The following is an 11,738-nucleotide window of genomic DNA, read 5'->3' as shown; positions in this document are numbered from 1 at the left end:
GCGAGCTACCTTGGTTGAAGAACGACCGCACATTGTAGCCTTGTCACCACGAGTTATCCACACGAGAACGGCACCGAAACCTAGCTGTGGAAAACCCTTGTACGCCATTCGGAGTTGTGCTGGAACAACTTGCTGGCGAACGAGCCCCTGTGGACAATCTCATCATTGATCCACCGGAACCACACCGCTCCTCCCCGCGGTCTCAACGTTTTCTCCACACTTTTATATGCAACGCAACATGTTGAAATTTCATACGAGAACACGCTTATCCACAAAAACTATCCCCAGTAGTAATAACAACATCAGTCAAGAACTTCTCTTTATTGTTATGTAGGCAGTGGGTCATGTCGCGAGGCCGGTCCTAGGTGGCTTGTTCAACCGCCGGTTCGGCTCGAGCAAGAGTTATCCCCAGCCGTCTGGTCCGGACTGGCAGGGGCGAACACCCTGAAACCTGCTTTCTGGCCCGCGAAAAGATTGCACCCAGGGCTTGAAATCACTAAAATATCCGGTCTTGAGCCGAATACCCCCGGGGGCCCGAGCGGATTCCGGGAGCCTCTGGATGTCTATCCGTTCCAAAAAACCACTGTGGGATTAACGAGTTATGAAGCGCACATTTCAACCGAGCGTTCTCAAGCGCAAGCGCGCGCACGGCTTCCGTGCTCGCATGGCCACCAAAAACGGCCGCGCCGTTCTGGCACGTCGCCGTGCCAAGGGCCGCAAGCGCCTGAGCGCCTAAGCGCAGGTCCTTCGTGGCCTGTCTGACCTTTCCCCGGCAATGCCGCTTGCTGACTGCCGGGGACTACCGCCAGGTGTTCGATGGGGCGGTCTACAAGGTTCACGGCAAGGGCCTGATGGCGTTGGCGATTCCCAATGACTTGGGACACCCTCGCCTGGGCCTGGTCTTCAGCAAGAAGAACGTACGCCGGGCCGTCGATCGCAATCGACTGAAACGACTGGCTCGTGAGTCCGTTCGGCATGCACAGCATCGACTTCCCGCCGTGGATATCGTCTTGCTGGCCAGGCGTGGCGTCAACGAGGTCGACAACGACACCGTGCTGCGCCAGCTGTTCGGCATGTGGCGTCGTCTCGAGCGCGAGGCCGAGAAGTCGACTCGTCCCTCGCGGACATCGACGACACCTCGCCACGCAAGTGACACCCGGGGTGACACTCGGTCACAGCCGAAGCAAAGCCGTAACTAGCAGCAAGAGGCTCTTCAATGCCGAACACACTTCGTCCGAGCATGAACGAGTCCCTCTTCCGGCCCCTTGACGTCACCTCTCGCGACGCGGAACGTTTCCGTACGAATACTGGCCTGCCTCCGGCAGGCTTTCGTGTATCTCATGTAGGCGTCTCGCGTGGCGCCATCGGCATGTTCACTTCCCTTCGGGCAGACCCTTCATGGACGTAAAACGACTACTCCTGCTGATCCCCCTGGCGGTGCTCGCCTACCTGATCATGGTGCAGTGGAACCAGGACTACGGTCAGCCGCCCAGCACCCCGGATGCTCCGGCGATCACCAGCAACGCGACCTCAAACGGTGCCGACGCCTCCACGTCGGAAGGCCTGGCGGCACCCAGCTCGGCCAATGATGTCGGCAGCGAGCTGCCCGGCAGCAGCGAGCCCGCTGCCAACAGTCGAGATCTCATTGCGGTCATCACCGACGTCCTCGACGTGCGTATCGACCCCCAGGGTGGCGACATCGTCTACGCCGCCCTCCCCCAGCACCTGATGAGCCAGGATGGGGATCGGCCCTACGTGCTGCTGTCCAACAACAGCACCCTGAGCTACGTCGCTCGCTCTGGACTGCAGCTTGACGGCAACAGCGGTCGTATCGCCTTCTCGCCCGAGAAGACCGAGTACCGCCTGGCCGACGGCCAGGACAGCCTGCAGGTGGACATGACCGCCACCGTCAATGGCATCGATATCGTCAAGCGTTTCACCTTCAGTCGTGACGACTACGCAGTCGACGTCAGCTACCTGCTTGCCAACGCTGGCGAGGAGCCGGTCAGCGCACGCTTCATCGGCCAACTGGCCCGCGACAACAACCCGGATCCGTCCACTGGCCCCAAGATGGGCATGCGCTCCTTCCTCGGCGCGGCGTACTCCTCACCGGAGAACCGCTACGAGAAGATCGACTTCGAGGACATCCAGGCAGGCAACTTCCAGAACCGCGAGGTCGAGGGCGGCTGGGTCGCGATCATCCAGCACTACTTCACCTCCGCCTGGGTACCGCCGCAGCAGCAGGACAACCTGTTCTACGCCGCCACCGACAGTCAGGACCGCAACGTTGCCGCCTTCGCCGGCCAGGCCCAGACCCTGGCACCGGGCGCCGACGCCACCCTGGGTGCCACCCTCTACATGGGCCCCAAGGTGCAGGAGCGGCTTGAGGCCGTGGCACCGAACCTGGAGCTGACCGTCGACTTCGGCTGGCTGTGGTTTATCGCCAATCCGCTGTTCTGGCTGCTCGATCACATCCACGATCTGATCGGCAATTGGGGCTGGTCCATCGTCATCCTGACCATCATGGTCAAGGCTGCCCTGTGGCCACTGTCTGCCAAGGCCTACAAGTCCATGGCACGCATGCGCAAGCTGGGCCCGGAAATGCAGCGTCTCAAGGAACGCTTCGGCGACGACCGCCAGAAGATGTCCCAGGAGATGATGAAGTTCTACCAGAAGGAAAAGATCAATCCGCTGGGCGGCTGTCTGCCGATCCTGATACAGATGCCGGTATTCATCGCGCTGTACTGGATGCTGCTGGAGTCCGTGGAACTGCGTCACGCGCCCTTCATGCTGTGGATCCAGGACCTGTCGGTGAAGGACCCCTACTTCGTCCTGCCGATCCTGATGGGCGCCTCCATGTTCGTTCAGCAGATGCTCAACCCGACGCCTCCGGACCCGATGCAGGCGAAGATCATGAAGATGCTGCCGATCGTCTTCACCTTCTTCTTCCTGTGGTTCCCGGCCGGTCTGGTCATCTACTGGGTGTGCAACAACTGCATCTCGATCATTCAGCAGTACGTGATCACCCGCAAGATCGAGGAAGACCCCAGCGTCGGCAAGGGCATGAACACCAAGTAAATCCTCATGCATGACGCTTCCAGACCCCCGCTTCGGCGGGGGTCTGGCGTTTCAGGGCCCGCACCTCTGGCCACAGCCGTTGGTCACACCAGCCGGACTGGCAAAGCCAGGCGCTGCGCCTGACAATACGCCCGATCATCAAGGAGTCTGACCATGACCACGCCTCTCTACACCCAGGACAGCATCTGCGCCCTCGCCACGCCGCCGGGTCGGGGCGGCGTCGGCATCATACGCGTCTCGGGGCCTGCCTGTGGCGCGATTGCCAGCGCCATGCTGGGCCAGGTACCGGAAGCGCGCCAGGCCTTCTACGGACCGTTCAGGGGCGATAACGGGGTAATCGATGAAGGCATCGCGCTGTTTTTCGAAGGGCCACACTCCTTCACCGGCGAAGACGTGCTGGAACTTCAGGGTCACGGCGGCCCGGTGATCATGGACATGCTGCTCGAGCGCTGTGTGGCGCTGGGGGCACGGCTGGCCCGCCCGGGTGAGTTCTCCGAGCGCGCCTTTCTCAATGACAAGCTCGACCTGGCTCAGGCCGAGGCCATCGCCGACCTGATCGACGCCAGCTCCCGTGGCGCCGCCGAAAATGCCTTGCGCTCCTTGCAGGGCGAGTTCTCCACCCGCGTGCAGTCGCTGGTCCAGGGCCTGATCGAACTGCGCATGTACGTCGAGGCGGCCATCGACTTCCCCGAGGAGGAGATCGACTTCCTCGCCGATGGCCATGTCGCGGCCAAGCTTGGCGCGCTCATGACGGAGCTCGCCGAGGTGCGTCGCAGTGCCGGCCAGGGCGCATTGATGCGCGAGGGCATGAGCGTGGTCATCGCCGGACGGCCCAATGCCGGCAAGTCGAGCCTGCTCAATGCGCTGACCGAACAGGACACGGCCATCGTCACCGATATCGAGGGCACCACCCGGGACGTGTTGCGAGAACATATCCATCTGGACGGCATGCCGCTGCACATCATCGACACCGCCGGCCTGCGCGATACCCCCGACGCGGTGGAAAAGATCGGCGTGGCCCGCGCCTGGAGCGAAATCGAGAAGGCCGACCGGGTCCTGCTGCTGGTGGACGCCACCACCACCGAGGCCACCGACCCCATGGTCATCTGGCCGGAATTCGTCGAGCGCCTGCCGGACGCCTCACGCTTGACCCTGGTGCGCAACAAGGTGGACCAGAGCGGTGAAGCACCGGGACTCGATTTATCCACAACACCTCCTACGCTGCGGCTCTCCGCCAGATCACGTCAGGGTGTGGATAACCTCAAGTCTCACCTCAAGGAGATCATGGGCTTTCAGTCCACCACCGAAGGCCGCTTCTCGGCTCGGCGTCGTCACCTGGACGCGCTCGACCGCGCTCGCGAGGCCCTCGACAACGGCCATGCACAACTCGAAGGCTATGGCGCGGGCGAGCTGCTGGCCGAGGACCTGCGTGATGCCCAGCAGGCGCTGGGGGAGATCACCGGCGAGTTCAGCGCCGACGATCTGTTGGGTGAGATCTTCGGCAGCTTCTGTATCGGCAAGTGAATGCCTGAAAATGCATAAAAGCCTTTAAAGCAGACGCTCTACCGATAGCGAGCACTTACCCACGTTTATGCGCCAGCGATCGCCTCGTCATCCCTTCGGTGACGGCGAAGCCACGCCTGGCGCCGACATGGGGCGCCTTAGGCGTCCGCCATCACTGGTGCCAGGCATCCGCCCCCCGGCCGGCCGCACCGAGGGCTCGTCCAGGGCATCTGTCATACCCGCTACACTGTGGGCAATGCCCCCTTGCCCACAGGAGTCCCCATGAAAGTCCTTCCCCTGGTTGTCGCAATGGCGCTAGGCAGCGTCTCGCTTTCCGCCCTGGCGGACTGGCAGCTGTCCGGTGACGATTCACGCCTGTGGTTCGGCTCGGTGAAAAACCAGAGCATAGGTGAGACCCACCACCTGGACGGTCTGTCCGGCGGTATCGACGATAACGGCAAGGTCACCATCGAGGTGGCCACCGAATCGCTGGACACGGGCATCGATATCCGTGATGAACGGATGCTCGAGCACCTGCTGGCCGCGGCCAGCTTCGCGATCTCGGCCCAGGTCGATACCTCCAGCTTCGATTCACTTGGCGTAGGCGAGACCCTGGCGACCAGTATCCCGGTCGATATCAGTCTCGGCTCGGCGTCGACCGAGCAGGAGGCCCAGGTACTGGTGGCAAGACTCGCCGACACACGCTGGCTGGTGGTATCGGATCAGCCGGTATGGCTAAGCGCAGAATCGCTGGGCTTCGAGGACGGCATCGCCGCCTTGCAGGAAATCGCCGGCCTCTCATCCATCGACCGAACCTCACCGGTGGGCTTTCGCTTGATGTTCGAGGCACCATGACCCGATTGGCGTCTGGCCAGATCACCGACGACCAGGCGCTACTCCTCGACCCACCAGCGCTGGTCGTGGCGCGCTGCGTCACCGAGCAGCGGCAGCCAGTCAGCGATGGCGGCCTGCATGCTGTCGCTGACACCCCAGGGCGGGTTGGCCACCAGCATCCCGCTGCCGTACATGCCGTGACTCGCCCCACCCGGGGGGTGCAGGATCACCTCGCTGCGCCATAGCTTGCGCACACCGCTGGCTCGCAGCCTGTCCAACAGCTCCTGGTGGCGCCCGGCGGGCAGCAGTGGATACCACAGCAGCAGCACCGCGTGTCGGACCTTGCCGAGGGCATGAATCATGGTTTCGGCGACCTCCTGGTACTCCGACTTGCGCTCGAAACTCGGGTCGACCAGCACGCACAGCCGCGGTGTCTTTACCGGGAGCAGTGACCTGAGCCCGGCCAGGCCATCGCCATGCACGCGTCGAATATTCGCCTGCTGCCCTTCGCCTGCCAGTGACTGCCGGGCCAGGTGGCCGTGCTCACCCGGGTGCAACTCGAACAGGGTCAATCGGTCCTGATCACGCAGCCGATGACCCAGCCACCAGGGCGAGCCCGGGTAGTGGGTCAATTGCTGTGGGCGCGGCTGGACGGAGTCGATCGCCTCAAGCCAGGTCGTCAGCAGTGGATTCTGCGCGCCCGCCTTGCCCGTCTCGGTGCGGCTGTCCCACAAGCGCTTGACGCCCGTCTGGTACTCCTTGAGCCGCGCGGTTTCTTCAGCCGCCAACGGATAGCTTCCTCGCCCGGCGTGAGTATCTATAAACGTAATGGCACTATCTTTACGTAATAGGTGATCGATCGTGGCGTAAAGCCACAAGTGTTTATGAACGTCGGCGAAATTGCCGGCATGATAGGCGTGCTGATAGGAAAGCATGGATGGTCTGACCTGGTCGTGGGGCGAAAATCGTTCGCCGAGTCGATGGCTTTACGATAACAGCAAGTAGGGGTCTGCGTGCAGACGTATGGACTCATGACAGACATTGGGCTTTATCCGAGTAGGTACGCTGTACCCCCACGAACCCGAGCCGTTGAACATCATGGAGCCATCGCCAGTTATCGCTGTGACCAAGGTTGGGGCAGCAGCAGGGCTTGGGAGAGACCAGGCCAGACCAGACCAGACCAGGAGAAATCTAGCGAGTCCAGGAGATATCTAGCGAGTCCAGGAGATATCTAGAGGGTCCTGGAGAGACCGGGCAGGAATGAAGAGATAGGCAGGTATCGAAAAGGCCCGCGCCTCTGTCGAGAGGTGCGGGCCTTGCCGTTGCAGTCGCTGCAACGTCGCGACTTCAGCTACGGGCTATCGACGCAAGCGAGAGAACCCACCGAGGTGGCGGGCCTCCCTCACACAGGCAGCCGAGTCGCCTTACCCCTGCTGACCGGTCGGCGTCAGGGTAATCTCGACGCGACGGTTCTGGGCGCGACCTTCTTCGGTGTTGTTGCTGGCGATCGGCTGGTTTTCACCGTAGCCGCTCACGTACAGACGACCGGAGGCAACACCCTGCCCCTGGAGGTAGCTGCCCACCGACTGAGCACGACGCTCGGACAGACGCTGGTTGTAGCTGGCGTCGCCGGTAGAGTCGGTGTGGCCGGCGATATTGACGCGGGTTTCCGGATACTGGGTCAGCACGTTGGCCACGTCGTTGAGGGCGCTGGTGGCGCCGCCGGTCAGGTCGGCGGAGTCGAAGCCGAAGGTCACGCTACTCGGCATGTTGAGCACGATGTTGTCACCCTGGCGCTCCACCTCGATCCCGGTACCCTGCATGCTCTGACGCAGCTGTTCTTCCTGGCGATCCATATAGACACCGATGCCACCGCCCACGGCGGCGCCCGCAGCGGCACCAATCAAGGCACGGTCACGTTTGCTGGTGCTGCCGTCGCCACTGATGGCGCCGGCTGCGGCACCGACGGCGGCACCCACAGCGGCGCCAATGCCGGTGTTGTTGCGATCGGTCTGGCCAGTGTAAGGATCCGTTGTGGAGCAGCCAGCCAGAATCACGGCGGCTGCCAGCGGGGCGATCAGTCGAGTCTTGCTGCTCATGGCGTCAACGTCTCCTTCCATGTGGTACATCATCCCTTTCAGTCTTCGCTGAACAGGGTCAAAAGGTCGTTCAAGAATAATAGACCTTGCGCAGAAGCTTGAACCCTGGCGGCGTCTTGCACAATAAGTCCCTTTTCACGCGCCTTGTCGATCTTTGGCGACAACTCTGCCACAGAGCGTCCTGTGTGTGTGCACCAGGTATCCAGTGATACCCCGTCGACCAGTCTCAGTGCGTTCATCGCGAATTCCAGCGCCACCTCGTCAGGCTTCACCCGTCGATGACCGGCCACGAAACCCCGTGGGTCCTGATGTCGCTGCAGGTAAGCCTCGGGCTGGCGAGTCTTCCAGCGACGCTCGATGTGGAAGCCCGACTCGCCCGGCTGGCTGATCTTGCCGTGGGCACCGGCGCCGATCCCCAGGTAGTCGCCGAAGCGCCAGTAGTTGAGGTTGTGACGCGCCCGACGCCCAGGCTTCGAGTAGGCCGAGATCTCATAGCGTTGAAACCCTGCCGCCTCGAGACGCTCGTGGCCCAAGTCCTGGATATCCCACAGCACCTCTTCTTCCGGTAGCCGCGGTGGCTTGGCATGAAACTCGGTATTGGGCTCCAGCGTCAGCTGATACCAGGACAGGTGTTCCGGCGCCAGCGTGATGGCCCGCTCCAGGTCGGCAAGCGCGAGCTCCGGGGTCTGCCCCGGCAAGCCATGCATCAAGTCCAGATTGAGATTGTCGAATCCGGCTCGGCGAGCCTCATCGAAGGCGCGCTCGGCGTCCTCGCCGCCATGGATACGACCCAGCGCCGAAAGCTGTTCGTCGTGAAAACTCTGCACGCCAAGCGACAGCCGGTTGATGCCGGCACGGCGATAGTCGGCAAAGCGGCCACGCTCCAGCGTCCCCGGGTTGGCTTCCAGCGTAATTTCGATATCCGAGGCGAAAGGCACCAGCTGGCTCGCCGTATCCAGCAATCGGCGATAGAAATCTCCAGACATCAGACTCGGCGTGCCGCCGCCGATGAAGATGCTGACCAGCTCGCGTCCGTCGGCAAGCCTGGCATCGCTGCGCAGGTCGTCGATCAACGCCGCCAGATAGGCCTCTTCGGGGAGTTCGGCGCCGCGCCCGACACCATGGGAATTGAAGTCACAGTAGGGACACTTGCGCACGCACCAGGGCACATGGACATACAGCGCCAGCGGCGGAAGACGAGACACCATCACGAACTCGACCGACGCTCGAGTTCGAGCAGCAGCGCCGAGAGGGCGCGACCGCGATGACTCAGTCGGTTCTTCTCCGCCGCGCCGAGTTCAGCGGCGCTGGCGCCCTGATCCGGCAGCCAGAACAGTGGGTCATAGCCAAAGCCGCCCTCACCGCGCGGATGGGCCAGGATCTCGCCACGCCAGTCGGCCTGGACAATCAGTGGCACTGGATCCTCGGGATGCTCGAGCAGCACCAGCACGCACCAGTAGCTGGCACCACGACTCCCTTCGGGCACCTCGGCCATGGCCTCGAGCAACTTGTCGTTATTGCGACCGTCGTCCTTGGGTTCACCGGCAAAGCGGGCGGAATAGATACCGGGGCGACCATCGAGTGCATCCACGGCGAGCCCGGAGTCGTCGGCCAGCGCAGGCAGGCCGCTGATACGGCTGGCTTCCCTCGCCTTGAGCAGGGCATTTTCGACAAAGGTCAGTCCCGTTTCCTCGACCTCTGGAACGGCAAACTCCGACTGGGCGTGAACCTTGATGCCCAGTGGCGCCAGCAGCGCGCCCAGTTCCTTGAGCTTGCCGGCGTTTCCACTGGCCAGCACCAGTTCGGTAAGTTGACTCATGGTGTCGCTCTTGATGGGTAGTTCGATAGAAGACACGTCGGCACTATGCCGGCATGTTTGCCTATACTCTATCATGCGCGGTTTGAATGCCGTTTAAGCACAAAGTTGGAAAAAAGATTCAAAAAATACCGGGAAACTGTCCGAAAATTCGCTATTTTCTAGGACCAAGGTATGAAATATTTCGGTACAACCGTGTATCAAGCCTAACTTTACTGTGCAGTAGTTACAGAACCTTACAAAATGAATGAAATAGGCCCATAATGGTCACCACTTACTAGTCATACCCATCCCTGTCAGCAGGCGTCTGCGGGTGCACGGAGACACGACGATGAGCAACAACACAGGACAGATAGTGCTGGTGACTGACCACAACCCTCAGTCACTGCTCTTCATCAACTATATCAAGGACCAATTCCACTGCCCTGTCTCCATCGCCGCCCCTGCCGACACCATCGAAATCGATGACAGTCAGCAGGTGCTGGTACTGATGGACGCCGACCACGTCGACGACGCCGCCATGCAGCATTGGCAGGATGTCAGTGCACGCCACAGCGGCCTGTTGCTCACCGCCTTCAACCTGCGTGACGAAGAACATGCGCTGGAGGTGCTGTCCTTCATGCATCTGCGAGGGGTCTTCTATCGTCAGGACAGCCTCGACAGTATCTGCAAGGGCATCGCCAAGCTGTTCGAGACCGACGATCTGTGGATGTCGCGCTCACTGATGACTCGCCTGATCGAGTTCTCCCGCCGCCAGCAGCTCAATGCCTATCGACCGGCCTGTGGCCTGACCCAGCGCGAGATGGAGATCATCGGCCTGCTGGGCTCCGGCGCCTCCAACATGGAAATTGCCGAACGCCTGTGCGTCAGCGAACACACCGTAAAGTCTCACCTGTACAACGTGTTCAAGAAGATTCGCGTCAGCAATCGCCTGCAGGCGGTCAACTGGGCACGCCAGAATCTCGGCGCGCCGCCACCTCGACGCTCCACTGCGACACGCTAAGGCTCGACGACCGAGCCCTGGAACGACGGGGGCACAGACGCCTTTCGGCCGAGATCGAGCAACGGAATGAAGCGACTGCATCGACAACACAGGTGCAGCCAACAAGGACGCCGGCATCGCCGGCGTCCTTGTTGGTGGAGAAAGATACCTGGCTGGTCTCTTACAGCACGCGTATGTGCTCTTCGATCAGGCTGGCCAAGGTCTCCGCCGCGTTGTCGGCCGTGCTGTCCAGCCGCACCAGGTGCAGGCGTTCCTCGTCGGTGAAGTCTTCGAAGGCGTCCTGCTGCGCCGCCAGCACCGCCAGGCTCAACGATTCGTCTCGCTCATTGCGCACCGCACGTTTGCTGATGCGACGTCTTAGCGTCTCGTCGTCGGCCTCGAAGCTTACCAGCAGCACTGGCAGTCCCCGGGCCTCGGCCTGCCAGCGCAACAGCTCGCGCTGCTTGCGCTCGAGGAAGGTGCCGTCGACACAGACCATGTAACCGGCGTCCAGCAGAATCCCGGCGCAGGCGGCCAGGCGCTGGTAGGTCTTGTCGGTGGCCTCGCGGGTATAGATATCCACAGGCAGATCGTCACTACCCTGTTGTGGATTGAATCCATGCAGCACCAGGCGCTGAACATCAGAGCTCAGTCGCACCGCCCCCTGGCGTCCCACCAGGGTACGGGTGAAGCGGCTCTTGCCGCTGCCCGACACCCCGACGCCGATCACCAGCGGCGGAAAGCGGAACTCCGCGTGGCGCTCCGCCAGGGTCAGGTAGCGGCGGAAACTGTTCATGGTCTCGGCCATCAGCGACGGACGCTCCTGGCCGCTCACCTGGCGACGCTGCAGCGCACGGCGCATGCCCGCCATGGACTCGATGACCTGCAACAGTGACAGGATCCGTGCCAGCTCGTAGTCGCCACTGCGACGTAGATAGCCATCCAGCGCCTGATGGGAGAGCGTCATCTCGCCACGCAGTTCGAGTTCCACCCTGAGACTCGCCAGGTCATGGCCGGGATCTGCCATCTCGGGATAGTCGAAGGGCTTGGGATCCTGGGCGGCACTCTGGGCGACTACCAGACGCCCGTTGTCACACAGACGTACATCGGAGTACTCCATGTACCAACGGCTGGGACGCAGGCGATCCTTGCGCACCTCGATGATCGGAGCGAGACGATCGAATTCCTGATCCAGCCACACCTTGAGGGCGTCCAGGCGCTCGACGTCCTCGTCCCCGGTCAGCAGGGATCGACAGGCCGAGAACTCGGCCTCGCTGCGGTGCTTGAGCACCGTCAGCGGTTCCGGCAAATCGCTCTCCGGCGGCAACGGCTCGGCGTGAAACTCGGCCAGCGCGTCCAGCAGTTCTTCCAGGGTAAATGGCTCCAGCGCGGTGTCCGGCGAAGCGGCGTCATTGCCAGTCATGGT

At 62.1% G+C, this 11,738-nt stretch carries 11 protein-coding genes; 6 read left to right on the top strand and 5 right to left on the bottom strand.

The window, feature by feature from the left end; genetic code table 11:
- The first annotated feature begins 601 nt into the window (after positions 1-601).
- The 5 genes from rpmH (at position 602) to NFG57_RS20790 (ending at position 5,436) form a co-directional block, all read left to right on the top strand.
- The gene (gene rpmH, locus NFG57_RS20810; protein ID WP_008959105.1) at positions 602-736 is read left to right on the top strand and encodes a 50S ribosomal protein L34; all 135 of its coding nucleotides are present in this window, start codon (positions 602-604) and stop codon (positions 734-736) included.
- A gap of 13 nt (positions 737-749) precedes the next feature.
- A complete protein-coding gene (gene rnpA, locus NFG57_RS20805) occupies positions 750-1,199 on the top strand; it encodes a ribonuclease P protein component (protein ID WP_083970680.1) in 450 nt (149 codons plus the stop codon).
- Between the two features lie 199 nt (positions 1,200-1,398).
- Positions 1,399-3,078: a membrane protein insertase YidC gene (gene yidC, locus NFG57_RS20800; RefSeq protein WP_108131947.1), complete on the top strand. Its 1,680-nt coding sequence runs from the start codon at positions 1,399-1,401 to the stop codon at positions 3,076-3,078.
- Positions 3,079-3,231: 153 nt separating this feature from the next.
- Entirely contained in the window at positions 3,232-4,602 is a 1,371-nt protein-coding gene (mnmE, locus tag NFG57_RS20795; RefSeq protein WP_348815110.1) for a tRNA uridine-5-carboxymethylaminomethyl(34) synthesis GTPase MnmE, read from the top strand.
- Positions 4,603-4,863: 261 nt separating this feature from the next.
- Positions 4,864-5,436, top strand: coding sequence for a YceI family protein (locus tag NFG57_RS20790; RefSeq protein ID WP_253554788.1), 573 nt, complete (start codon positions 4,864-4,866; stop codon positions 5,434-5,436).
- 38 nt (positions 5,437-5,474) lie between these two features.
- Here NFG57_RS20790 and rlmJ read toward each other — a convergent pair whose 3' ends face one another.
- The 4 genes from rlmJ to rdgB form a co-directional block, all read right to left on the bottom strand.
- On the bottom strand, positions 5,475-6,350 hold the full coding sequence (gene rlmJ / locus NFG57_RS20785; RefSeq protein WP_108131950.1) for a 23S rRNA (adenine(2030)-N(6))-methyltransferase RlmJ: 876 nt from the start codon (positions 6,348-6,350) through the stop codon (positions 5,475-5,477).
- 489 nt (positions 6,351-6,839) lie between these two features.
- Positions 6,840-7,514 carry an OmpA family protein gene (locus NFG57_RS20780; protein ID WP_108131951.1) on the bottom strand — a complete coding sequence of 225 codons (675 nt, stop codon included), beginning with the start codon at positions 7,512-7,514 and terminating at the stop codon, positions 6,840-6,842.
- Positions 7,515-7,552: 38 nt separating this feature from the next.
- On the bottom strand, positions 7,553-8,722 hold the full coding sequence (hemW, locus tag NFG57_RS20775) for a radical SAM family heme chaperone HemW (RefSeq protein WP_348815109.1): 1,170 nt from the start codon (positions 8,720-8,722) through the stop codon (positions 7,553-7,555).
- Complete coding sequence (gene rdgB / locus NFG57_RS20770) at positions 8,722-9,333, bottom strand: RdgB/HAM1 family non-canonical purine NTP pyrophosphatase (RefSeq protein ID WP_045992730.1); 612 nt, start codon at positions 9,331-9,333, stop codon at positions 8,722-8,724. Before rdgB ends, hemW begins: the two co-directional genes overlap by 1 nt.
- Positions 9,334-9,661: 328 nt before the next feature.
- On the opposite strand from rdgB, the gene NFG57_RS20765 reads away from it, so the two are divergent.
- Positions 9,662-10,333 carry a LuxR C-terminal-related transcriptional regulator gene (locus NFG57_RS20765; RefSeq protein ID WP_045992729.1) on the top strand — a complete coding sequence of 224 codons (672 nt, stop codon included), beginning with the start codon at positions 9,662-9,664 and terminating at the stop codon, positions 10,331-10,333.
- Between the two features lie 160 nt (positions 10,334-10,493).
- Here NFG57_RS20765 and NFG57_RS20760 read toward each other — a convergent pair whose 3' ends face one another.
- Positions 10,494-11,735, bottom strand: coding sequence for a bifunctional aminoglycoside phosphotransferase/ATP-binding protein (locus NFG57_RS20760; RefSeq protein ID WP_045992728.1), 1,242 nt, complete (start codon positions 11,733-11,735; stop codon positions 10,494-10,496).
- Between the last annotated feature and the right edge of the window lie 3 nt (positions 11,736-11,738).

Origin of the sequence: Halomonas sp. H10-59 (assembly GCF_040070555.1) — a bacterium.
Lineage (GTDB): Bacteria > Pseudomonadota > Gammaproteobacteria > Pseudomonadales > Halomonadaceae > Halomonas > Halomonas litopenaei.
The sequence above is the reverse complement of the archived record's forward strand: the minus strand, read 5'-3'. Positions and strand labels throughout refer to the sequence as shown.

Bases quoted from the DNA above. Each gene is read 5' to 3' on its own strand.
- rpmH (WP_008959105.1), top strand. From the start codon at position 602: ATGAAGCGCACATTTCAACCGAGCGTTCTCAAGCGCAAGCGCGCGCAC.
- yidC (WP_108131947.1), top strand. From the start codon at position 1,399: ATGGACGTAAAACGACTACTCCTGCTGATCCCCCTGGCGGTGCTCGCC.
- mnmE (WP_348815110.1), top strand. From the start codon at position 3,232: ATGACCACGCCTCTCTACACCCAGGACAGCATCTGCGCCCTCGCCACG.
- NFG57_RS20790 (WP_253554788.1), top strand. From the start codon at position 4,864: ATGAAAGTCCTTCCCCTGGTTGTCGCAATGGCGCTAGGCAGCGTCTCG.
- rlmJ (WP_108131950.1), bottom strand. From the start codon at position 6,350: ATGCTTTCCTATCAGCACGCCTATCATGCCGGCAATTTCGCCGACGTT.
- NFG57_RS20780 (WP_108131951.1), bottom strand. From the start codon at position 7,514: ATGAGCAGCAAGACTCGACTGATCGCCCCGCTGGCAGCCGCCGTGATT.
- hemW (WP_348815109.1), bottom strand. From the start codon at position 8,722: ATGGTGTCTCGTCTTCCGCCGCTGGCGCTGTATGTCCATGTGCCCTGG.
- rdgB (WP_045992730.1), bottom strand. From the start codon at position 9,333: ATGAGTCAACTTACCGAACTGGTGCTGGCCAGTGGAAACGCCGGCAAG.
- NFG57_RS20765 (WP_045992729.1), top strand. From the start codon at position 9,662: ATGAGCAACAACACAGGACAGATAGTGCTGGTGACTGACCACAACCCT.
- NFG57_RS20760 (WP_045992728.1), bottom strand. From the start codon at position 11,735: ATGACTGGCAATGACGCCGCTTCGCCGGACACCGCGCTGGAGCCATTT.